Genomic DNA, 24,052 nt, shown 5'->3' on the forward strand with positions numbered 1-24,052 from the left:
AATAGCAGAATAGTGCCAAGTATTGAACATGGCGTTATTGCTTGCTTCATCTGTTCGTTATTAGTAGCTCAGTGGTGTGCCCAAAGCACTTGACATTGCTAGTATTCCCACCACCAAGTACTAACTAACAGGTAGGTATAGCACTACCCATTCAGATGTTTGACATTCCTAAACTCCGAAACGTAAGTCATAGCTTACTTCTGACTTCTGACTTCTGACTTCTGAAAAAGCTATAATTTTAAGGTTAACTTGGCTGTCATTTAATCTCTAATTATCCCATTCTTCCGGATCATCAACCATGCCGGGATTAATTAGGGTAATATCATACTCCTCATCGATTTGATCTACTGGATCAGTTGGGGTATTCTCTCGCTTCAGTAGATAATATTTAGCACTGACCTTAGGAGCGAAAATTACCTCATCTTCATCTTCGAGATCATGGGCTTGAAGCTTACGACCATTGATTAAAATGCCATTGGCACTAGTCTTACCTTTGAGGTTACCATCAAAAATTCGGTAGTAGGGACTGCCATCAGAACGTTTACGCCTGACTAAGGTGGCATGTCGGCGAGACACAAACTTTGAAAACAGGCGGATATCAGACTCTGGATCTCTACCGATAGAATATACCTCCTCTTCCAAAGGAATCTGCTTGCTTCCTTTGTCATCCTCAATAATAAGTAAATGGTTGTGGTCAGATTGTGTAGCCATGAATCGCTCGTGATCAAAAGGGTAATTGGTTGAGAACAATACTCTTATTTACTTACATTGGCACAGGTCTCAACCAGCTTGCGACTGACTTAAGGACTGATTTACCTATAAAACTCTCCTGAGTGCTGAGCATTACCTGATTATCCCTTGAATGAATAAAAGTAAACTACCAAACACCAAGCTTACCCTAAGGTAGTGGTTTCCGATGACCCAGGGAACTGTAGCCTTCTTACACCTTGCTGCTGTGGATGGTTTACTATAGGTATTCAAGCGGACTTGCACTAATTCCGTAAACGGGTTAGCAACAGTGAGTTTGTGACAACACTAACTGAGCTGAAAGCCATTAAGGCACCAGCAGCAGCAGGAGAAAGTACCATCCCAAATCCTGGTAGTAGCCCACCAGCGGCTATGGGAATACCCAATACATTGTAACCGAATGCCCAATACAGATTCTGGCGGATTTTGTTGAAAGTAGCTCGTGATAGGTCTATGGACTTGACCACATCGAGCAAGTTATTTCTGATCAGAATAATTCCTGCTGTTTCCCCTGCCACATCGGTTCCCCCATGCAAGGCAATCCCAACATCAGCTTGTGCTAGAGCTGGACTGTCATTGATGCCATCTCCCACCATAGCGACACAGTGTCCCTGGTCTTGGAGGTTTGCGATCGCATTAGCTTTGCCATCAGGAAGCACCCCAGCAATAACATCCTCTGGCTCTAGTGACAAAGTTTTGGCCACAGCAGCCGCCACTTCCGGTCTGTCACCAGTTAGCATCATTACCCGCAATCCCAGGTCTTTGAGGTGTTCTACTGTTTGTTTAGCCTCGACTCTCGGAACATCATTCACACCAATTAACCCAGCTAGTACCCCATCAACGGCTACGTAAACTACTGTTTTCCCCCCATCTGCCAAAGCCTTGACTTCCCCTTGAGCAGTATCGCTAATCGTAATACCCTGCTTACTCAAGCAGTCTGCACTGCCAAGCACTACCCGTTGGTTTTCTACTAAAGCTGATACTCCCAATCCTGGTTCTGTGTAAAAATCTTGAGCCCCTAACATCGGTAACTGTTGCTGTTGAGCTTCAGTAACAATTGCGCTACCTAAGGGATGGGATGTGCCACTTTCTGCTGCTGCTGCCAGTTGCAGCAATTGACTAGTAGAAGATAGAGCAATGGTTTTGGTACCAATCCCGCTCTGTGTGTCATTCTCTGTATCAGGTTGAATCAGCAGGCAATCGGTAACTGTGGGTTCACCCTGAGTTAGGGTACCGGTTTTGTCAAAAACCACAGTATCCAGCCGATGCACTTGTTCTAAAATGTCACCACCTTTGATTAATAAGCCCCGCTTTGCCCCCAGGCTGGTACCGACTAGAATGGCGGTAGGTGTGGCTAGACCCAAGGCACAGGGACAAGCAATCACTAAAACTGCGATCGCTAACTTCAAACTCAACAGTAATGGAGAAGCCGCCATGGTTGACCAGACCTCCGGCCAGATTCTAGTGCCAGCCACGTACCAAAATAGGAACGTTAAAAATGCGATCGCCATCACCCCGTAGGTAAAATACCCTGCTACCAAATCCGCTAACTGCTGTACTGGCGCTTTCCGAGTTTGCGCTTCCTCCACTAGTGCTACAATTTGTGCCAAAGTAGTTTCTCTACCAGTACGGGTTGCCTTTACCACCAGCACTCCCGATTTATTCAACGTGCCACCAGTAACCATGTCTCCTGGTTGCTTCAATACTGGTAGAGATTCCCCAGTCAGCATTGACTCATCAATCGATGAGAGTCCAGTAATCACTTCCCCATCGACAGGAACTTTTTCCCCAGGTAATATCCTTAACCATTCTCCTACCCGGACTTGCTCCACAGGAATTTCGATCCCCGCTTGATCACCTTCTTTACCCTCTAATGTTCCAATCAAACGGGCTACCTGAGGCTGTAGGGATAGCAAAGACTCAAAGTCAGCAGCAGCTTGATATCTTGCTCCTTGCTCTAAGGTCCGACCTAAAAGAATAAAACCCAGCAACATCACTGGCTCATCAAAGAAACATTCCCATCCCAGGTTAGGGAATAGTAATGCCACACAGCTAGTGGTGTAAGCCGTCACCGCCCCCAGTCCGATCAACGTATTCATATTGGGAGCACCGTGCCACAAACCCCGCCCACCCTCGACTATAATAGAGCGTCCCGGAAGTAATAGCGCTAGAGTTGCCAATCCCCAATGGAACCACAAAGTACTCAATACTGGGAGCATTGGTCCATGGAACCAATGACCGATATGTCCTACTGTAGAGAAGACAATCAGCACAGCAGCAATCACTAGTTGTTGGCGGTATGCTCTAGCTTCTTGCTGATGTCTCTGGGCTGGTGTTAACCTATCCTGGCTCTTAGTTCCCTGTTCAGTTTCAGGTAAACGGGGTTGACTAGGAAACCCTTTTGATGTAAGCAGCTCAGCTAGGACAGTTGGTTGTACCTGATCAGCTTGATACTCCACCACAGCTACCCCAGTGACCAGATTGACACAGGCTTTCGATACCCCAGGGTTACTGCTCAGTTGCCGTTCCACCACACCAACACAACCAGCACATTTCATGCCAGTTACATCTAATGTGATCGTTTCTACAGGCAACGCTGGTTGGGTTAAGGTAGTCTTGGCGGAAATTGGGATAGATTTTGGCATAGATTTGGTCAACAGCTTCAGTAATAGTGGCAACCCCTTGAGGATTAAGAAGAACGCATGCCTCTAATTTCTAGCTTAGGCTAAGGGCTGCTCAACTAGGCTACAGTTAAAATTATTAATGGTTATCATTATTTCCTTGTTTATGCCAATGACGACAGCAGAACACTTGGAAAAAAAGCTCCGTCAGCTTAGATAATTGAGATATAACTAACTTAAAAGTTTCGACTTAAGGGTGAGATGCTGATTGCATTAACAGGGATTGGGCGTAGCAATCCAGTCGGTAGCTGCTCACTGTCGAATCAAGCATCTACCTTGATCTCCTCTTGACTCTAACCGTTACAACAGGAGGATTATGCCCAATTTTGCCAAGGATTTGCCCGTAATCCCGGGCTCTAGTATTGAATATGAATATATAGTGGAAGAGTCTTGAGTTTGGTAGGGCTAACAACAGCTAGCTTGAAACGTCCTAATAACTCCTCCTAGACAGGAGTTTACTTTAACTAACAAACACCAATCACGACTCACTAATAACGGCTCACCAATCACGACTACTGCCACCATTACGTCTATGAGGGAAACTGATGGTCTTATCTTTGAAAATCGTACATGATACCTTCCTAAAACAGCAACCCGTACCCAGCCAGAAGATCGAAAATGAAGAGGATAAAGTTTGGGTCAAAAAAGGCAGGGAACTAGAGCTGCACAGCTGGGTAGACGTCAAAGAAGAGAAGTCTTACCTGCGGATTGCTTTGACCAAAGATCAATTTAATGGCAAGAATACCTGGTACGTCTACGAACCCCATGTGGAGGTTTGGGATGATGACAAGCAGTTGTTCCCTAAGAAAATATCCATCAAGGTCAGAAATGTTACCTCCTGCTCCACAGAAGTGGTTCGGGGACTAGACAAGCAGATTATTGATGAAATGAACCGACTGATCCCAAATGTACTAATCAGCTTTGATGATTTAGATGTGCAACTAGGTCCTGCGGTCTGGGCTGTGCTGCAACCCGCTGCCAAAAGAGCTCTTGAACGTGCTATTCAAGACCGGGGCGTTCCCATGGTAGTAAATTCAGCCTATCGGACCATTGCCCAGCAATTAATACTATATAACCACTACAGAAATCGCCGTTGCGGTATTCCTATTGCTGCCCGTCCGTCTCGCAGTAATCACCAAAGTGGTCTAGCCATTGATATTTCAGATTACCTGAGCTGGCGACCTTACCTCCAGAAGTACGGCTGGCGATGGCTCGGTTGGGGGGACCCAGTTCATTTCGACTACGTAGGCGGAGGTACCCGAGACATTCGCTCCTTAGCAGTGCGGGCATTCCAGCGAGTTTGGAACCGCTTTAATATCAATGACCGGATTGCCGAAGATGGTTCCTACGGACCATCAACCGAGAGACGACTAAACAATAGTTTTTCAGAAGGGTTTTCGATCTCGGTACCCTCCAAGAAAGAATCTGAGAAGTCTATACAATTTCGGGTACTGCGCCTAAGCCGACCTTACATGAAAGGAGAAGACGTGCGTGCTATTCAACAAGCCTTGGCCAAAGCAGGCTATAGTCTGGATGTGGATGGTGTCTATGGACCAGGTAGTGAGGCAGTTGTAAAGCAGTTCCAAGAACAAAACGGTTTAGATGTAGATGGAATTGTCGGACCAGCAACCCGTGCCAAGATGGGACTTTAATTGAGCACCATTGACTCTAACCGAATGGTAATGGTCAATGGTCAAATAATCTATCATTCATTAACAAGTTCCAGAGATATTCATCATTCCTAAGTCATCATTGATGGTTTCATTGATTCTTTTTCCGTAACTGACAATTTAAATGCGAAATGCGTAAGCTATTAGCACGGCTTTTTAAAGCAATCTACCGAATTATTTTTCGACCAAAAAACGGTATACCAAGGAGAAGAAACCCACCCATGGCACGTATTATAATTTCCGCTGGTCATGACCTCAAAGACCCGGGAGTAGTCGCTTTAGGCACAACAGAATCTCGGGAAATGATACTTACCCGTAACGAAATTGTTAAAGAGCTGGAATTACGGGGAGTAGATTGTATTGTTGTTCCTGACTCTCTCAGTCGTCGAGACACGATTCGATGGATCAATGCCAATGCTGTACCTGGTGACGTAGCCTTGGAAATCCATGGTAATGCCTTTAACGGTTCCCTGCGAGGGGCTCAAGCCTTTTACATCCATGGTAACGATGAAAGGCAGCTGGATGCTCAGCTCTTACTGAATGCCTTACTCCAAGAAATTCCTGAACTTCCCAGTCGTGGCATTCAAGCGGATATCCACTCTCCAAATCGGCGCGGCTTATCCTTTTGTCGTCAGGTAGCAGTCTCTTCGGTACTGATGCAGTTGTGTTTTATCGACAATCCTCAAGACCTAGAGTTACTGCAAAATCAGCGGGAAAAATTTGCCAAAGGGATTGCTCAAGGGTTAATTCAATGGAGCGGTCAGACTCCAAAAAATACTGAATTTCCTACTATCAATATCTTTATTAAACAACAGAAGTATGACGAAAAAGGAATTTTAATTAATAGCAATGCCTTTATTCCCGTTGATTTAGTGGAAATGCTCGGGATTAGCCTAACTGAACGGGAAGATATTCGCCAAATCAGTTACGGAAATGTTGTCTATGTCAAAGCGGTAGACTTACAGGAATTTAATATAGCTGCATCCTGGGAAAATCAGACAAAAACTGTAATTTTAAATTCACTTCCCCGCACCTTATTGGAAGATGGTGACCAAATTATGGCGATGGGAAATGCCACTGAAAGCCAATTGAAAAGCTTTCTTGAGAAAAAAAATCAAGACGGTTTAAAACAATTTCCTGACTTACCCAGACTTTACATAGAAGAAGCGGAAAATGAGGGAGTGAACCATGATGTTGCCTTCTGTCAGATGTGTCTGGAAACCGATTATTTACGCTTTGGAGGTAAGGTCAAACCTGAGCAGAATAACTTCTGTGGATTGGGTACCGTTGAGGCTAGTGCTGCTGGTGCTACGTTTCCTGACCCGAAAACAGGAGTTAAAGCTCACATTCAGCACCTGAAGGCATATGCCAGTACTGATATGATTAACGAGGTCCCGATAGTAGACCCTCGTTTTGAGTATGTTCCCAGAGGTGTTGCTCCTTCCGTTTATGACTTAGGCAGACGTTGGAATCCAGATTTGGAGTACGGGAATCAGATTATGGTATTTATTAAACAGCTTTATGGTGTTTTTTGAAGCATGAAGAATGTCACAGGTCATACTTCACACTTAATACTTCACACTTGATACTTCACACGTTTAACTTAATTGTTAACTACTGCCTAAAACAAACAAACTCAGAAGCGTACCACTATTCCAGAGACTATGGAGCAGCATGGGAGCTAAAAGATTACGCGATCGCGTGTAAACGAATCCCAAGACAATTCCCAATGTGGCTAGGGGTAGGACTTCTGAGAGACTCAAATGAGCGATCGCAAAAATCAGACTACTTAATGCGATCGCTCCCCAAACTGGTAGATAACGAGTCAAAGAGGGCAACAAGAACCCTCGAAAGATTATCTCCTCAAACACCGGTGCTGCCACAGCTGCTGTCAGAAAAAATATCGTCAAAGCTATGGTGTCCTGTCCCTCCAAAGCTAGGGGCAACAGTGGGTTACTACCTCCATTTCCTTGCCATAACTGTTGGTTAATCAGAGATACCACAATCACCAAGGGGAGTGCTATCAAATAGCCACCGACTCCCCAGACAATCCAGTTGCTGCGCCACTTAAAGCTAAACCAATCCTCTGGCAGGGGCAAAAAGGGCTTAATGGAAAGGTACATCACTAACAAGCCCCCAAATGCCATGATTAGGTAAGTTAGCAACACATACAAAGCACTCATCCGTACCGTAAAATTGGCTGGGTTAATCCCAACAATCCCCAGTGACAGCCCAATTACAAGGGGTAACAGCAGTTGACCGATGGCGAAAAAACCAAAAATCAGCACTTGCCAAATAATTTCCCCATCCCAAGCTGTTTTCCATGGGACATTATGATTGGTTGCTAGAAGAGATTGCTTACCTTGAAATAACAACTGACCAACCAAGGACACTAAGATTACCAAACCCAATAGAGTGTTAAATCCTGGGATGACAGCGATCACAAATAATTTGACAATGGCTTGTTCAGCGGTTTCTTGTTCTTGGGTTTGGAGTGAGAATAGGTCACTTTGGCGCTGCTGCACTTGATACAGCTGACTCAACGCCCGATAGCGGAACCAATTATCTAAGTTTTGTTCAATTTTTTGCTCAGCATCTGGTAGTACCAGGGGTGGCTCACTCCATAGACCGATTAATACCCCAGCAGTTTCTAATGAGCCATTAGAGTATGTCTGTTTATCCCAGGTTTCAATAGCAGCATCGGTTTTTCCTTGTTGAGCTTGGAGAATGCCAATACGCAAATCCAGCCGAGCAATCAGCTGTTCGATGTCAGATAATGACTGTTGCAATTGCTGTTGCTCGGAGGGATAGGAGTTTTGGGTCAGGGGAGTAGCTGGTGATTGTGATTGCGCCCCATCGTTCGGTGTGGTTACCTTCCCTACTGAAAATTTTTTGAGTTTGCTCAGGAGCTTTGACTGATTGGTCTGAGCCAATTGACGGGCTGTTTCATACTGTTTTTGAGCAGATTGAAACGGCTCAGCACTAATTAAAGCATTACGAGCCACAGTCCAATCTACCTTAGACTTCTGATTAGATTGCTCAGATGTAGCAGAATCAGAGGTTGTGTTTTTCCACTCCCAGCCATGGAGTACTAGATTGGTTTGGCGAAGTTCCAGATTAGTTTGAATCTGGGGCTGACCCCAGCTTTCTACCAGAGAAAGCCCAATTCTAGCGATCGCAAAAATCGTCAGTACAATCAAAAAGAACCGTTTTATAGTCATCGAACCCCCCAACACACAAGCATTTTGCTCATTAGTTACTAGTTATTTTTTGCTGCTCAATGGACTACTAACCAATAACTAGTCACCAACTTTACACTGCCAGTTTAGGGATGATCTAGCTAGGTTACAATTACCTTGATGATTCGGAATCATCTCAGTAGACCCAGTATACATTTGTCACCCTAGCTGACCCGGCTGAACCACATACCTGCTCATGGAGGAATAAGAGATTGGCTACCCGCGTCGTTATTGTCCGTCACGGTCAAAGTACTTACAACATTCAGCAGATCATTCAAGGACGCAGTGATCAGTCAGTCTTGACCGACAAAGGTCGTGCTGATGCCCAAAAAGTTGGTACTGCCCTCAGTAGCCTCAGCTTTGATGCTATCTACTGCTCCCCTTTACAACGGGCAAAGCAAACTGCAGAGACTATCCTATCCTATTTGCCAGACGCTCCCCAGTTACAGCCATCAGATCAGCTGATGGAAATCGATTTACCCCTTTGGCAAAATCTGCAAAAGAATGAAGTTAAGGAAAAATTCCCAGAAGACTACCAGCGCTGGAAAGAAAGCCCCCATGAATTTTCCATGGTCATTCCCACAGCGGTCGGGTCTAAAGAACATTTTCCAGTGCTTGAACTATACAAACAAGCAGAGCAGTTTTGGCAAGAGGTTATCCCCCTCCATCAAGGAGGCACGATTTTAATCGTAGCCCATAATGGTATCAATCGCTGCTTAATTAGCAGTGCCATTGGGGTAACTCCTGCTCGTTACCATAGTCTCAGGCAATCCAATTGTTGCATCAATGTGCTAAATTTCACTGGTGGTTGGGGAGAAACCGTACAATTGGAATCCTTTAATCAAACCTCCCACTTGGGAGAAACCTTGCCAAGAAGGGGAGATATTGACCAAGGGTTGCGTCTGTTGTTGGTGCGCCATGGTGAAACCGATTGGAATCGTGCCTCTCGCTTTCAGGGACAGATTGATGTACCTTTAAATGACAATGGTCGTAAACAAGGACAGCTTGCGGGTGAGTTTCTAAAAGATATCCCCATTGATTTGGCAGTCAGTAGCCCCATGCTGCGTCCTAAGGAAACTGCTGAAATTATTCTCCAGTCTCACCCCAATGTCAATTTGCAACTTGATGATGGACTCCGGGAAATCAGTCATGGCTTATGGGAGGGCAAATTAGAGTCAGAGATTACCCAAGAGTATGGTGAATTGCTCAATCAGTGGAAAGTTGCCCCAGAAACCGTACAAATGCCAGAAGGAGAGAACCTACAGGATGTTTTGGAAAGGGCAATGCCATCCTGGAATGGGATAGTTAAATCGGCTACAGCATCTGGTTCTGGATTTCAGACTGGCTTAGTGGTGGCTCATGATGCTATCAATAAAGTAGTACTTTGTGACATTCTTGGCTTGAGTCCAGCATTAATTTGGAATATCAAGCAGGGCAATGGGGCTGTCAGCGTAATTGATTATCCCCAAGGCTTAGAAAAAGCCCCAGTATTGCAAGCGATGAATATCACCACACACCTATCTGGAGGTGTATTGGATAAAACAGCCGCTGGTGCGCTGTAGCTAAAGGATACGATCAACTTCCATGCTTTGGGGTAACTATGTTGAAGGTTGGTTAAAAGTTGACCGTAAGCAAAGTGTGTTACAGTCAACCTCGCCGACATAAGGATGCTTACGGCGAACAACCTTCAACATTAATTGGTGTAGTCAACAGCAAACTGCTCAATGCAAAACTCATCAACACCACACAAGCAAATTCGCAGTCATGTTTTCATTTCCGGAAGAGTTCAAGGAGTTGGTTATCGCTACGCCACAATGCTTCAAGCTAAGCATCTAGGGGTGAATGGCTGGGTCAGAAATCTTCTTGATAAGCGTGTGGAAGCAGTGTTTGAAGGAAATACCGCAGCAGTGCAAGCTATGGTTCGTTGGTGTCATAGCGGACCGTTAAATGCTGTGGTTGACAATGTGGTGGTTAATAATGAGACACCGGAAGGTTTGCAGGGATTTGAAATTACGCACTAATCGGTATAGTTGAGCTTAGTTATCAATGGGTTCCCGTAGCGTGACCGTAGGTCAATCCCATTGATAACTAAAAATAAACATCTACTAGTCTAGACTAGTAGATTCTAGACTAGTAGATGTCAGGATTATGGAATTTCCTATGTCTACAGAAGATGCTCCCATCAATAATGCTGTCTTAGTCACCATCATTGGTGAATCAGTAATTAGAGAAAGCCTGGTCAAGCTAATCAAAAGCCACGGGGCTACTGGTTATACTGTTAGTGATGTCAGGGGAGAGGGGGGTCACGGCAGACGCCTAGGAGATATTCCGGGCTACAACACCAATGTTGAAATTAAGACGATCGTATCCCGGGAAGTGTCTGATGCAATTCTGCGTGCTATAGCCGAATACCGGAATCGTCACGCTTTAATTGCCTACCGACAGGATATAGAAACCTTAAGCAATTAGAGCACCAATCAAGTAATCACAAATAATCACCAGTCAGTTAATCTAACCAATCATCAATTTTCTGGCTGCGATAGACACGCCTAGACTTTGGACTTCCCTGATTCTGACTCCCAGTTTTACTTTCACTAGCTTCAGTGGTTACAGGATTAACTTCCCGTTTATATAAGTCTGAGTTACGATATTGGTTTTTTAATGGTGATTGGTTCTGGCGTTTAGGCTTGGGGTGTCTATTTTGCCAACCGAGAGTTCTTTGTAAAGAGCGCAATTGGGCATGAGCTTCATTGATTTGTTGTAGCTTGGAGTGAGCTTTCTGTTGTAGCCGGGGATGACCAGGAAAACGGTCAGGATGCCATACCCAGGTCAAATCGAGGTAGCCCTGGTGAATCTCCTCCTGTGAAGCTCCAGGCTCCAGCTCCAGGATTCTGTAGTATTTCTCTACCTCTAACATTTACAATATCCTCTTCCGACAGTGACAGGAAAATCAATTAGTAGACACAAAGAAGCCCAAACAAACTTGTTGGGGCAAATTTCGCGCTGTGATGAAAGTCCTTGAGTCAGTTCATCACTCTCAAAGTGCTGGAAAAAACTCAGGACTTTAACACTTAGCACTGAGAAACTTTTACTTTTATAGCTACTTACTTAGTTCAGCGATATTGGCATCTTATTTTGAAATACCTACTCGATATAAGAGTAATACGATAAGTAATTTTGCTTATTATTTTTGTTATCTTATCTGAGTAAGGCTTCTAGCATTTAGATGCGTTTGTTCTGCTACTTAGTCAAGTAAACAATAAATTTAAGTCTGAATTAATTGTCAGTCAATTGCAGGAAAAAAACACATCAATTTAAGAAATATATAGTTTCTAGTCTTTAGTTAACGTAAGTTCATAGTTTGACAGCAAACCTCTACAGCATTGATTAGCCCTGATTAGATGACAAAGGGACAAGGCTTAAACATAAAATAAATATTAAAAAAATCTAAAAAAACTCTAAAATTTAGTCAAAAATGCCTAGGCATTATGAGATAATGATAAGATTGTCAAGGCAATCGGATTAACAATTCCTCAGTTATTATTTGTGAGAATGAAGCTGGCATCAAGAGTTGGTCAAGTTACCCCTTCCTTAACTTTAGCCATTGCTGCTAAAGCCAAAGCCATGAAGGCAGATGGGATTGATGTTTGTAGTTTTAGCGCCGGAGAACCGGATTTTGACACTCCCGCTCATATTAAAGCAGCCAGTAAGCAAGCCCTGGATGAAGGAAAGACTAAGTATGGTCCAGCCGCTGGGGAACCGAAGCTAAGAGCTGCGATCGCAAATAAACTGCGCCATGAGAATAACCTGGATTACGATACACAGAACGTTATTGTCACCAATGGCGGTAAGCAATCCCTATTCAACTTGATGCTGGCTCTGATTGAAGTGGGAGATGAGGTGATTATTCCTGCTCCCTACTGGCTTTCCTATCCAGAAATGGTGAAGCTGGCTGGTGGCAAACCTGTGATTGTTCCTACAGATGCCACTCTTGGGTACAAAATTACACCGGCTCAGCTCCGTTCATCCATCACACCCCAAACTAAATTATTTATTCTCAACTCTCCGTCTAATCCCACCGGTATGGTTTATACTCCCGCCGAACTAAAAGCCTTGGCGGAGGTAGTTGTAGAGCAAGATATTCTGGTGGTTTCTGACGAAATTTACGAGAAAATTCGCTACGATGGGGCTCAACACCTTAGTATTGGGGCAGTAGGCTCAGAAATATTCAAGCGCACTATCATTAGTAATGGGTTTGCTAAAGCTTTTGCCATGACCGGCTGGCGTATCGGTTATATAGCCGGTCCACTAGAGCTAATTAAAGCAATGACCACAATTCAAAGTCATAGCACTTCCAATGTTTGTACCTTTGCTCAGTATGGTGCGATCGCAGCTTTGGAAGGTTCTCTTGACTGTGTAGAACAGATGCGCCAAGCCTTTGCCCAACGGCGACAGGTGATGTTAGAGCGCCTCACGGCCATGCCTGGCCTGACTTGTGTGAAGCCAGACGCTGCTTTCTACTTATTCCCTAACATTAGTCAAACTGGTTTAACCTCTTTGGAATTTTGCGATCGCTTGCTCAGTTCCCAGCAAGTTGCTGCAATTCCTGGTATTGCCTTTGGTGCTGATGATTGTATCCGTCTTTCCTATGCTACGGATATGGCTTCCATTGAGAAGGGAATGGATCGGTTGGAAAAGTTTTTGCATCAAGTCAATGGCCACGGATAAAATCCCGAGGCTTTGCATAGTTCTTTGATCACAGTTTTGTGATCAGTTGTTGCCATCCTCGACAAACTTTGATATCTCTGTTCTGCTGTCGATAACTAGCAACTTTTGCTTCAACCACGAGCAGAAAAACTCCCACCAATAAAGTGAATGTCACTGAAGGTTTCGATCCACAGACGAGCGCCACAAGCCAGTGGAGTGTCTGGCTGATATACAATCCTACACGGACCGAGGATTTCTACCTGGTTGCCGTATACATTGTTGCCACTTCGTTTTACTGAAATCACTGGCTTGCGCTCTTGAGGACTTTTGTTGATATTCGAGCCAATGTGATTACGGTTGACATTAATCTTGGCTAGAGCCGGAGTACGAGTAGTACGCCATTTTCCTTTTGGTCCTCTAGTGCCTTTAATGATTTGAGGCAGATTGTTGAACAGGGGAATAATCCAGAATTTCCCACTTTTATAGGCACCCCGAACCCGACCCTTCTCTAGGAGTTGGCGCAATCGCCGAGGAGAAATACCTAAAAGAGATGCCGCTTCAGTAGTACAAACGCACTTGTTCATAGCTGTTTTCTAAAAACTATACCGATAACACTATTATAAAGAAAAAGTAACCTTGGTGTCAAACTTCTAGTAAACTCAGCTATTAAATAGGGTTAATTATTAAGGAACTTTAACGGTAGAGTTATTTCCTAAGTCGCTCAAAATAGTGATCTTAGTGGCAAAGTTCAAGTAAACCTAGAAGCCCAATACTGTCAACCCTAGGTTCAGTATTGGGCTTCTAAAGTTAATTAGTTTGGATTACAGAATACTGTAAACACTCACACTCGTTGAGTCCAACTAAACAAGCGTGAGACAATCCCTCTAGCTAAGCCTTGGCTCGACTCTTGGGAATCGTCGGGAAAAATATAACCCACTGGTACCACAATCAGGGTAATGCCCCGCCGACCAACAACTGTAACTGGGTCTTCAGGTTCAAGGGTGACTTGAAAATCGGAGCATACTTCTGCTGGCCAGTAAGTTGCTTTATACTTGACTCGTCCTGGCTTATGAGGGGTAATTGTCTTTTCTACCTTGCCACTGCCAGGCTCTGAGAATAGGTTCATCTCTTCCATGGTGGGGTTTTTAGTTGATTCCATTTGCTGCCTGCTCCCTGAGCTTTACCTTACCTTTAAACTCTACTTTCGTTTTTTAAAGCTTGGTGAGGTATCCCATGCCACTATTTAAACCTGTACACAATCCCGTGGTAGTTAGGGTCTTGGCAATATTTGGCTATAATCCTAGCTGTGTCTATTATTAGATGCTGCTATGCCTAAGGTGATAGGTCGTTCTTTCCATAGACAGTTGCTTAACTGGCAACTTCTCCACCTAAAGAATTAGAGCAAAAGCTTCCAGGTATGCAAAGTATCGATGAGGATGGAAAATTGAAAAGTGATGCAGCGCTACTCCCTACTCCCTACTCCGATTAACCCAAGACGAAAGTACCTCACCCCATTGAGAACTGCTATAAATGATAAATGACAAACAAAAATACCATATATCTTTTGTAGTCCTGATTTCCGCAGTGGCTGCCATTGGTGGTTTTTTATTCGGTTTCGACAGTGCAGTCATCAATGGCACCATTACAGCACTGCAAAAAGCCTTTAACTCCACTAGCGTCGGGACGGGATTCTCAGTATCTTCGATGCTGCTAGGTTCTGCAGTTGGGGCGTTTTACGCTGGACAGATGGCGGATTGGTATGGCCGCAAAAAGGTGATGCTGATGACTGCTGCTTTATTTACTATCAGTGCCATTGGCTCTGGTATAGCGATCAGTATCTGGGATTTTGTAGTCTATCGACTGGTGGGTGGCATTGCTGTGGGTGCCGCTAGTGTAATTAGTCCAGCTTACATTGCAGAGGTTTCTCCAGCTCACCTGCGGGGAAGGTTAGGTTCTCTGCAGCAATTGGCCATTGTTATTGGTATTTTTATTGCTTTTGTCAGCAATTACTTGATTGGTATGGCTACCGGTTCAGCAGAAGCACCACTTTGGTTTTCTATACCGGCTTGGCGCTGGATGTTCTGGATGGAAGTTATTCCAGCAAGTGTTTATGGAGTGGGGGCTTGGTTGATTCCCGAATCTCCCCGCTTTTTGGTCTCTATTGGCCGATTGACAAAAGCTGCTGCTGTTTTCGCCAAGATTGAGAGTGGTGATGTCCAAGCCAAGGTCTTGGAAATTCAGCAAACAGTTCTCAAGGAGCGCAAGCCTAAACTGTCTGATCTGATTGGTAAAAATGGTATGCTGCTTCCCATTGTCTGGCTAGGCATGGGACTATCTATCTTCCAACAATTTGTCGGAATTAATGTAGTATTCTACTATGGTAATGTGTTATGGCAAGCGGTAGGGTTTTCAGAAGGGGATTCCCTGCTAATTAATGTTATTACTGGCGCTATTAATCTTCTTACTACCCTTTTAGCGATCGCATACATCGACAAATTTGGACGCAAACCCCTTCTGCTCCTTGGGTCTATTGGCATGACCTTGACCTTGGGCATAATGGCATTTATTTTCAGTTTCGCCCAGTTGGATAGTGGTGGTGAATTGATTCTGACTCACTCTGAAGGGATTGTTGCCCTCTTCGCCGCTAACCTATATGTGTTCTGCTTCGGCTTTTCCTGGGGACCAGTGGTCTGGGTGATGCTAGGGGAAATGTTCAACAACCAGATTCGAGGGTCTGCACTGTCTGTTGGTGCTTCAACTCAATGGATGGCCAATTTTTTCATTACCATCACCTTCCCCATTCTCCTGACTAGATTTGGTTTAGGTACTGCTTATGGTCTTTATACCATTGCTGCTGCTATCTCCTTTTTCTTAGTTGTTTTCGCAGTTCGGGAAACCAAAGGTAAGGAACTTGAAGCAATGTGATCTTAAGTATTCAGCTATCAGCTATCAGCTATCAGCTATCAGCTATCAGCTATCAGCTATCAGCTATCAGTTATCAGTTATCAGCTATCAGGGGATTGTGGCCACCCTACTTGAGGTAATTTTAAATAAAATAAGCTGTTCACTTAGCTTGAGCCTTGGCCTATGACCACGCTACGGGAATGGCTGACTGCTGACTGCTGACTGCTGACTGCTGTTCGCGCAGTGTGAGCATAGCGTATATGCTTACTCCTGCTGTAATTGCTCCTGGTCGTCTTGTTCTTTTAGCTCCTGTTCTTGCTGCTGTAGTTGCTCCTGCTCATCTTGTTGTTTTAGTTCCTGTTCTTGCTCCTGTGTTTGCTGCTGGTCATCTTTTTGTTTTTCAGCCTGTTTTCCCTCTTCTTCTTCCTTCTGTTTTTCCTCATATTCTTTCAGAAGTTGAGCAACTCGCTTCTGAATCTCTAGGTGTTTTTCCACACCTTCATAGGTATAACGGTTATAACCATTATTGTCGATTATAGCTTCTAAATTATTAATCCGTTCTTTAGTCTCTGGGTGAGTTGAAAGCCAAGGAAATAAGGGTTTTGGTCCACCTTGATCATGCAGTGTAATCATCAAATTGCGCAATCCATCTGCTGCATAGCCACTAGCCGCAAGAATTTTAGTTCCTAAATCATCAGCCTGACGTTCCATATTCCGGCTATAGTTAAGTACAATTAAATTAGCAGCAGTGCCACCATAGGGTATAAATTGGGTAATGTTAGCAGTCAAGTTACCTTGAGTTACTAACTGGAAACCGTGGGATAAGACAGCATGGGAGAGTTCGTGAGCCAGTAAACCAGCTAATTCTGCTTCGGACTTGGTTTTTAGGATAGCCCCAGCGTTGATAAATATTTTACCTCCTGGTAGAGCAAAAGCATTGAGTTGGTCATCCATGACTACAAAAAACTCGTAGTTAAACTCATCGCGACCTGTTACCTTGGTAAGTTCATTTCCCATTTCCCGCACATACTCCAGCACTTCTTCGTCTTCTAGCATCGGTAATTGCTTTTGTGCTTGCTTAGCAATTCTTTTCCCAATGCCTGATTCTCCCTGAAGCATTAATACAGTTGACTCTATTGCCGACAGGGGACCAAAGAGATTACCAGTAAAAACATAACCTAATGTTCCAGTGATCACATTCATTATTGTATTACCGGTAATTTCATTCCGGAGATGGGAAATGTGGCGGTCTAGATGCTGATCAGCGAGCTGAAGAAACTCTTCCGATTGAGGATTCTCAGTATTAAACAGGGCAAATTCACGAGCTACCAGAGATGCTTCAAACCAATTTTCTGACTCTGCTAGCATTGCCATGGTTACCTTGATTAATTCCGGCTCATGGGGATATAGATTTTTAGCTTGCGTTAAAACTACTAAGGCTTCATCAAGCCGCTCATAATCTTTTAGAGCTTGAGCGTAGCGTATATGACCGGGAATAAATTCTGGTTGCTGCTCTACTAAAAACTTGAGGGGAATCAGAATTTTACTTTCTAAATTCTTTTCTAACCCTGACTCATAGTTACGCCAGTACACTCCACCAGCGGGAGAGAGTTGAGTGGTTTCGTAAATTGGCTCCGGTAGTTTTTGAACTGGTTCTAGATTATCAAAAGGATTCTTTGCTTCACGATATAGTTGTTCAGCACCAATTATATCTCCACTTAGATAAAGTCTATCGGCTTCAATAAGTTTTTGCTGTTTTGCCAGTTCTTCTGGGCTGAGTTCTTCAGCTTCTGCTTCCAGGTCTTTTTCTTCAGCGTCTTCAGCCGTTGTGGTTTCTTCTTTCTCTACCTCTGTATCCGCAGTTTCTGTATCCGCAGTTTCTGTTTCCGTTGCCTCTGTATCTGGAGTTTCTGTATCCGCAGTTTCTGTTTCCGTTGCCTCTGTATCCGCAGTTTCTGAGTCTATTGTAGGTACAGTTGTCGTAGAGCTGTCTGTTTCTGGAACCTCCGTATCCACTAAGGTATCTGGCTGCTTAGTGTCTTCAGTGGAATTATTCGGTAATGGCTCTTCTATATCTATAGGATTTATAGGTATAGGTATACCAGTATCGGAAGTTTCGGTAGGGGCATCGGTAGTCGGTAATTCAGTCTCAGATATATCCCCCAACCTAGGAACTTCAGTATACTCTGACATGTCAGAAACCTCAGTAGCCCCTGCATCTGAGACAGTTAGAGGTTCACTTCTGTGTTGGATCGGTTCCGATTCCCCGATTTTGGGAGACTTAGCTAAGGCAGTTGAGGCTTCACCCGCCATTAGGATTCCTGACAAAATTAGCAGTAAATTTCCAAAACGTTTCATAATTAAATTGTCGGTAATGACTAGAACGGCATATGGATAGAACTAGAAATTAGACTTCTTACAGCAGTAGAAAACTTCGGATATCCGATCTCGGAAGGATTATGGAGACTAGTTTTGGACTTGTGCAAGAGGTCTAATATACGTAAGCATTCAGCTATCAGCTATCAGCCATCAGCTATCAGCTTATGCCTTACATCACAGCGTCGAAGCCAAAGCCCACGCTACTGTTCGCGCAGCTTGCGCGTAGCCCAATCGGTGCTTTTGAATAAAATAAGCTGACCGCTGAATGGTTACTAATATACTCAACCTTAGATCAGGTCATGGCGTCAGGTCATGAGCGGGTGATAGGTAAGCCTCTCACCACTTGTTATTGTTCACAAATAAATTACCATTGGTAGATAGTATAAATATACGTTATTTTACCGATTACCGATACTCATAATTGGGCTATGTTTATCAAATAAAATAAATCCCGATAGGGAGTTAAATAAATCCAGTTCAACACGGTGGCTTTTTACTCGGCTACCAGAAGATACTTACTTTTACTAACCTTAGACTGGTCTCCTCAATCAGATCCTATTTACTTATTGGGATAGTGTTATCCGTAGTGTTATAGAGCTACGCGCAACGAAGACAGCATGTATGTTAAAGTTTACTATAAGAGCTTGTGAGGTTATATCAATGTCAAACACCGTAATGGGTAGTGCGATATCGGTAGTGTTTTTAGTCCAGTAGTTATCGCTCGATAGTAATTATAGTTACCAATTTCCAATTCCCAATTATCCGAGCTTGACAATCCCCATCCTACGAAAGCAGATATTAGTTATCTGATTTTAACTAGTCTATCAGTAATTTCTCAGATTGTTCTGTAAAACTAATAATCAGTAATATTAATATAAATATTCTTACAAACACTGATGAAGTTCCCCAGCCGTTTGCTGGAAAAATTCTTGAATAACTCCTACCTAAATCTTGATTTACGTTCCCTACGGGTAAGACTAACCTTAGGAATTGCGGCGGTTTCAGCCTTAGGTATGGGGAGTTTGGCAATTTGGACCAGCTGGAAAATGCAGGATATTCTGGTTTCTACTCACAAACAGAGTATTAGTTATATTGCAGAGCGCTTCCCCCAGGATGTGGAAATCTATAGCGATATGGTTACCATGGAAACTGGAATGCAAAAAGCAATTGATAAACTCAGCAATAGTAACACCCTACTCTGGGTAAAGCATCCCAAAGATGGTATTGTTGCTCAATCTGAAGCGCTAGAGGTGATTGAAACTCTGACGTCTCCAAAGTATTTGCCACAGATACCGCCCATGCCGGAAGTCTTGGAAGTAAATGGCAGCTACTGGGTGGTTTGCGGCACTAGTTTGGAAGTTAAGCAATCCAATCTTGGTAAGTTTTACATTGCCCAAGACATTACTAGTGATCAAAAGATGTTTTTGCAGCTGATCCGGAGTCTGGGGATTGCTACAGCACTGGCTATTGGAGGGATGTGTATTGCGATCGCATTCTATATTAAGCGATCGCTCCAACCACTACAGTTGATGAGTCAGCTAACTGAGAGTATTTCTGCTGATGATTTGGGAGATGTGCAAATACAGCTAGATAATGCTCCCACTGAAGTTAGAGAATTGGCACAAACCTTTGACGAAATGCTCGTGCGTCTGAATGATGCCTTAGAAAATCAACGGCAATTTGTTAGCAATGTATCCCATGAATTGCGCACTCCTTTAACCTTAGTCTCTGGTTATGTCCAAAGTACTTTACGTCGCGGTGCTAATTTGAGTCCACCTCAGCGCGAAGCCCTAGAAATTGCTTCTTCAGAAGCTGACCGCACCGTGCAAATGTTGCAGGATTTACTGGATTTAGCACGAGCCGATAGTGGTCATATACACTTCAATCTAGAATCCTTTGTCCTAGATGACTTGGTCCAAGAGGTGGCTGAGATGGCAAGACAATATAGTAAGCGAGTTATTAAAGTAGAGAGTAATAAACCTGGGATTTGGGTCAAAGCTGATATCAATCGCCTCAAACAAGTCCTACTGAATTTGATTGATAATGCCGTCAAATACTCTAGTGTCGATAAACCAGTCACGGTTAAGTTAACTCAGGTGGATGGCCGTGGCAGAATTGAGGTCTGTGATCGTGGTATTGGTATACCTTTAAAACAACAAGCCCGTATTTTCGACCGCTTCTATCGGGTCGATGAAACTAGAACTCGTTCTACTGGTGGCGCGGGTTTGGGACTATCTATTGTCAGGACTTTGGTTGAGGGGATGGGAGGGAGTGTGAAAGTGCGATCGCAGTTAAACCAAGGCAGTATATTTACGGTTTGTTTACCCTTACAGTGCTAGTAAATACTGCCGGGCATCAGGAATTTAATATAGCTATTTTCTTATCGGTAGAGTTTTGCTGAAGATGTTGCTATTTTATTGATTTTTAGCTGTACCAGATGATATAGGATTAAGCATTAAAGTATGGAGATTGATACAACTTTTGCACCCAAGCCTCTTGCCTATTGCCTTGCCCATGATGACATGTATTTGCCCACCCTACCCCGATTCGAGCGATTCTACGCAAGCTTAAGTAGGGTGGGCAAATGGGAATCGATACTATCAAAGAAGCAATAAAAGGAGCCGGTCGCCGTGTCCTGAGAGCAAAAGATGAATACAGCCTTACATAATCTGATTGAATAACCCTTTCAGAAAGTATGTACACCTATAAATACCAAATAGAAGGGAAGTAGGTCTAAGGTTTCAGTTTAGTAACAGGCCGGGAAAACAGATTATTTATAAAATAAAAAAAAAAAAAGAGGTTAATGAAATTATCAACCTCGCGAATACAAGTTCAACACAATATACTAGTCTTGTGATACTTAGTTTTTGTTTTCTAAATAGGTTTCCCAATCGTTAGTTTGAAATTCACAAACGGGATAGTTAACAGAAGGTTTATTCCCCAAACAGGACTCAACCAACAGAATGGGTTGAGGACCTTGCTGGTCGGACACAATGGATTTTTCGGCAGCTGCAGCAATATTCTTTGCGGTAAACTTCCGGTCCGTTTCACCATTAACATCAGTGTTAAACATAGTACCCGTCACTTTTAGAGGAGTATTGTTCACAATGTCGTTTAAATTAATGGTAAGCAAAGCAAGAGGGTTAAGGGGTAGGCCTTTAGGAAAGAACAGCATGCATTTAAACACTTCGTTACCAATATTCCGCAAGTAGTGTTGAGACCCCTGAGGGAAAAGGAATATCTCGTTCGGTTTAATGAAGATCTCCTCAGTGATATTGTCGGTTACAAAAGGAATCCCATTAATAGGCGGAAAAACAGGAATGGTGTTTTTGGGAACAATCACCCCGACTTGACCAAGACCTTGATAACAAAAACCGGCCTCGGCATACTCAAAATGCCAGTGGGGGTTACGGATAGCATGTGGTTCAATAGTAAGTTCTCCGAAGAGACCACCCTTGAGAGCTGGAAAAGTGCTACCACCTAGTGCAGTAACGGAACCCAAAGGAAAATAGGTATAGTTCAAGTCCGATTCAGTATTTACCGAATACTGGTGTTTATTTAATTCTGCTATCAAAACGGTTTCGTCATTAGGAACAGCGGCATAAAACTCTTTAGTAATTGCAAAATGCCCATTCATGGGATGTTCTACCGTGAAATGATGTGATAAGCCTCCTTCAAAGTTATCGTATTGGAACTTTGCTTCGTTAAAGGTCTCCCCGACATCGTCCTTGTCATTAGTTTTCTTAAAACCAGACCATAACTCCATTGGTCCAATGTCATCGGCAATAACTAGATGTTCACAATAGGCATCCTCGTTAGGATCGATAGCATCATCGGAAAAGGAAACCTGTTTAATTTCTCCTTCCTTGATGTAATCGGGTGTGTTGAATTTTAACTTCCACCCATCCTGAATGGGATAAGTCTCCTTAAACCCGAAGGGTGGTCCTGGAGGGTTGATGGGATCAAACCTTTGCCCATTACCAGCCGTTTCTTGTTCAGAGTACCAAGTCACTTCAACAAAAGCGGTCTGGTCGCGGCATGAATAGTTAGTAAGCTCTTGTGTGGGATCGAATGCGGGATGGTTATAAACCTGATAGACATGACGTGGGCTAAGTTTTTTTCCTGCACTGGTTAGTTGTTCAACCCAAGGGCCATAATTATAATTATCCGCCTGCGCGGGCAGGATGTGGAAAACCAGGTTTGAAATAACAAAAAAGAGAGTGAGTATTGAGATCCGTAGAAAGAATCTCCCGACATTTGTTCGTAGATGGACCATAATCAATTATTTACTAGAGTATCAATCAAGATGGTTAGAAATGCGGTTCCGCTGCCGTTAGAAGTGTAGCACAGAACCGTGTCAATAAAGAAAGTTTATGGAGTCACCCATCTGGCATTCCAAAAGGATTTAGTTGGTTGGCTTCTTTCCTCTGAGTTTAGAATCAATAAAGTCTGGGTTTATTAGCCCACGTTTATGTTCTATTACAAAGGTTTGTTTCACGAGTAATCAAGTTTTCAGTTCAAAAAACCCGGTTACCGTGGTGTGCTTGGCACGATGGGTTTGTCGGTAAATTGTTTTAACATGTTAGGGCGTAATTTCCTAGGAAAAAGTGGTATTCAACCCCCCGGTCTGTTTAAGAATGGGAAGGCAGAGTTCATTGATAACAATGACGAAACATTTAGGAGGCGAGTCGAATAATGCGGTATAAGGAGTGTATAATGCAAACAGAGAATGAAGCCTCATCTGCCCTCACCCCCTGCCCCTCTCCCAACCAAGGTAGAGGGGAGCGGATTACGGCCTAATTTTAGTTTCAGGAATTCGCCAGCAGCATCATCAAACGTAACGCACCACAGATCTGGTAATCATCGGTGCGTATCGGAAGGCAAAAACAGCCAACCGAGAGCGATTGCCTCTGTGGTCTGTTGAAATATACTTGAAAGCATCCAACCCAAAACCAAACAGACTAACCCCATCCACCCCACTTCTTACCCACCGCCACCAATGGTAAAGGTAAGTCTCAATGCGAACATCATCCGCACCCTGCTCATAAAGCCGAGACACCTTATCCACCATGGGTGCCACCGTCTTTTTCGCCACCCCCAACCCCTGTGGCGAAAACCACTACCCCAAGAAATCAAACCCCTTGGCAATCCGTCCGAATGGGATGGGAGCATGTCACAATTGCAGAACATTTGAACTGAATCTCATGCCTCCTCGTTTGACCTGTTCCCACAGCAACAGATTGGTTAGTACGTGCTAGACATGCTTGGGCATGAGTTTTTTTGTAAGTATTCAGCTATCAGCTATCAGCTATCAGCTTATCAGTCACAGGCTTCTAGCCTGTGCCACACTACTTGATGTGCTTATGAGCATAGGGCAAGCTACACCGAACAGCTTTTGAATAAAATCGGTAAGCATTGGAATAATGCTGAGTTAAGTCACAGGACTTGTGGCCTATGTCATAAAGCTGACTGCTGAGTGCTGACTGCTGTTCGCGCAGCGTGCGCGTAGCGCATATGCTTACGTTTTTTTGATCAGAATCACAACTCGTAATTGTATTCAAGTAAGGAAAGTTTACTTCCTTGACTATAAAGATTAACTCTAATTAAAAGTATTTTTCAACTCATAAACCTCATATAAAACCTCATATAAAACCTCATATCAAACCTCATATCAAACCTCATAAACCTCATATCAAACCTCATAAACCTCATATCAAACCTCATA

18 protein-coding genes are annotated in these 24,052 nt (G+C 43.6%); 9 read left to right on the plus strand and 9 right to left on the minus strand.

All coding sequences use genetic code 11. The features are described from left to right. Nucleotides 1-267: 267 nt before the first annotated feature. Together AC4II3_RS19030 and AC4II3_RS19035 are read right to left on the minus strand one after the other, a co-directional pair. The gene (locus AC4II3_RS19030) at nucleotides 268-711 is read right to left on the minus strand and encodes an FHA domain-containing protein (RefSeq protein ID WP_488009388.1); all 444 of its coding nucleotides are present in this window, start codon (nucleotides 709-711) and stop codon (nucleotides 268-270) included. Between the two features lie 281 nt (nucleotides 712-992). Further along, nucleotides 993-3,392, minus strand: a complete 2,400-nt coding sequence (locus AC4II3_RS19035) for a heavy metal translocating P-type ATPase (RefSeq protein ID WP_488009390.1) — start codon at nucleotides 3,390-3,392, stop codon at nucleotides 993-995. Nucleotides 3,393-3,973: 581 nt separating this feature from the next. Between AC4II3_RS19035 and AC4II3_RS19040 the strand changes: the two genes are divergently transcribed. Then, nucleotides 3,974-5,080 (plus strand): peptidoglycan-binding protein, encoded by a 1,107-nt coding sequence (locus AC4II3_RS19040; protein ID WP_488009392.1) that lies wholly within the window; start codon nucleotides 3,974-3,976, stop codon nucleotides 5,078-5,080. 239 nt (nucleotides 5,081-5,319) lie between these two features. Beyond that, nucleotides 5,320-6,633, plus strand: a complete 1,314-nt coding sequence (gene tftA, locus AC4II3_RS19045) for a hormogonium tapered terminus morphoprotein TftA (protein WP_488009394.1) — start codon at nucleotides 5,320-5,322, stop codon at nucleotides 6,631-6,633. Between the two features lie 75 nt (nucleotides 6,634-6,708). On the opposite strand, the gene AC4II3_RS19050 is transcribed toward tftA, so the two are convergent. Continuing rightward, nucleotides 6,709-8,319 carry a CPBP family intramembrane glutamic endopeptidase gene (locus tag AC4II3_RS19050; protein ID WP_488009396.1) on the minus strand — a complete coding sequence of 537 codons (1,611 nt, stop codon included), beginning with the start codon at nucleotides 8,317-8,319 and terminating at the stop codon, nucleotides 6,709-6,711. Between the two features lie 230 nt (nucleotides 8,320-8,549). On the opposite strand from AC4II3_RS19050, the gene AC4II3_RS19055 reads away from it, so the two are divergent. The 3 genes from AC4II3_RS19055 to AC4II3_RS19065 all read left to right on the plus strand — a co-directional run bounded on the left by AC4II3_RS19055 (nucleotide 8,550) and on the right by AC4II3_RS19065 (nucleotide 10,806). Next, nucleotides 8,550-9,899: a histidine phosphatase family protein gene (locus AC4II3_RS19055; protein WP_488009398.1), complete on the plus strand. Its 1,350-nt coding sequence runs from the start codon at nucleotides 8,550-8,552 to the stop codon at nucleotides 9,897-9,899. A 162-nt stretch (nucleotides 9,900-10,061) separates the two neighbouring features. After that, the gene (locus AC4II3_RS19060; protein ID WP_488009400.1) at nucleotides 10,062-10,358 is read left to right on the plus strand and encodes an acylphosphatase; all 297 of its coding nucleotides are present in this window, start codon (nucleotides 10,062-10,064) and stop codon (nucleotides 10,356-10,358) included. A gap of 139 nt (nucleotides 10,359-10,497) precedes the next feature. Beyond that, the gene (locus AC4II3_RS19065) at nucleotides 10,498-10,806 is read left to right on the plus strand and encodes a P-II family nitrogen regulator (protein ID WP_075906479.1); all 309 of its coding nucleotides are present in this window, start codon (nucleotides 10,498-10,500) and stop codon (nucleotides 10,804-10,806) included. A gap of 37 nt (nucleotides 10,807-10,843) precedes the next feature. On the opposite strand, the gene AC4II3_RS19070 is transcribed toward AC4II3_RS19065, so the two are convergent. Then, nucleotides 10,844-11,254 carry a J domain-containing protein gene (locus AC4II3_RS19070; RefSeq protein ID WP_488009402.1) on the minus strand — a complete coding sequence of 137 codons (411 nt, stop codon included), beginning with the start codon at nucleotides 11,252-11,254 and terminating at the stop codon, nucleotides 10,844-10,846. A gap of 635 nt (nucleotides 11,255-11,889) precedes the next feature. Here AC4II3_RS19070 and AC4II3_RS19075 point away from each other — a divergent pair. Then, entirely contained in the window at nucleotides 11,890-13,065 is a 1,176-nt protein-coding gene (locus tag AC4II3_RS19075; RefSeq protein WP_488009404.1) for a pyridoxal phosphate-dependent aminotransferase, read from the plus strand. A 110-nt stretch (nucleotides 13,066-13,175) separates the two neighbouring features. Here AC4II3_RS19075 and AC4II3_RS19080 read toward each other — a convergent pair whose 3' ends face one another. Together AC4II3_RS19080 and AC4II3_RS19085 are read right to left on the minus strand one after the other, a co-directional pair. Further along, nucleotides 13,176-13,628, minus strand: a complete 453-nt coding sequence (locus tag AC4II3_RS19080) for a helix-turn-helix domain-containing protein (protein ID WP_488009406.1) — start codon at nucleotides 13,626-13,628, stop codon at nucleotides 13,176-13,178. Between the two features lie 257 nt (nucleotides 13,629-13,885). Next, nucleotides 13,886-14,203: an NfeD family protein gene (locus AC4II3_RS19085; RefSeq protein ID WP_488009408.1), complete on the minus strand. Its 318-nt coding sequence runs from the start codon at nucleotides 14,201-14,203 to the stop codon at nucleotides 13,886-13,888. A 371-nt stretch (nucleotides 14,204-14,574) separates the two neighbouring features. Between AC4II3_RS19085 and AC4II3_RS19090 the strand changes: the two genes are divergently transcribed. Continuing rightward, the gene (locus AC4II3_RS19090; RefSeq protein WP_488009410.1) at nucleotides 14,575-15,969 is read left to right on the plus strand and encodes a sugar porter family MFS transporter; all 1,395 of its coding nucleotides are present in this window, start codon (nucleotides 14,575-14,577) and stop codon (nucleotides 15,967-15,969) included. Nucleotides 15,970-16,212: 243 nt separating this feature from the next. Here AC4II3_RS19090 and AC4II3_RS19095 read toward each other — a convergent pair whose 3' ends face one another. Continuing rightward, the gene (locus AC4II3_RS19095; protein WP_488009412.1) at nucleotides 16,213-18,306 is read right to left on the minus strand and encodes a M48 family metallopeptidase; all 2,094 of its coding nucleotides are present in this window, start codon (nucleotides 18,304-18,306) and stop codon (nucleotides 16,213-16,215) included. 917 nt (nucleotides 18,307-19,223) lie between these two features. Here AC4II3_RS19095 and AC4II3_RS19100 point away from each other — a divergent pair. Both AC4II3_RS19100 and AC4II3_RS19105 read left to right on the plus strand, forming a co-directional pair. Continuing rightward, nucleotides 19,224-20,666, plus strand: coding sequence for a sensor histidine kinase (locus tag AC4II3_RS19100; protein ID WP_488009414.1), 1,443 nt, complete (start codon nucleotides 19,224-19,226; stop codon nucleotides 20,664-20,666). A gap of 123 nt (nucleotides 20,667-20,789) precedes the next feature. Beyond that, entirely contained in the window at nucleotides 20,790-20,942 is a 153-nt protein-coding gene (locus AC4II3_RS19105; RefSeq protein ID WP_488029407.1) for a hypothetical protein, read from the plus strand. 245 nt (nucleotides 20,943-21,187) lie between these two features. Here AC4II3_RS19105 and AC4II3_RS19110 read toward each other — a convergent pair whose 3' ends face one another. Together AC4II3_RS19110 and AC4II3_RS19115 are read right to left on the minus strand one after the other, a co-directional pair. After that, nucleotides 21,188-22,603: a cupin domain-containing protein gene (locus tag AC4II3_RS19110; RefSeq protein WP_488009416.1), complete on the minus strand. Its 1,416-nt coding sequence runs from the start codon at nucleotides 22,601-22,603 to the stop codon at nucleotides 21,188-21,190. Between the two features lie 555 nt (nucleotides 22,604-23,158). Next, nucleotides 23,159-23,422 (minus strand): hypothetical protein, encoded by a 264-nt coding sequence (locus AC4II3_RS19115; RefSeq protein WP_488009418.1) that lies wholly within the window; start codon nucleotides 23,420-23,422, stop codon nucleotides 23,159-23,161. Nucleotides 23,423-24,052: the final 630 nt, after the last annotated feature.

It is taken from the genome of Moorena sp. (assembly GCF_982860115.1).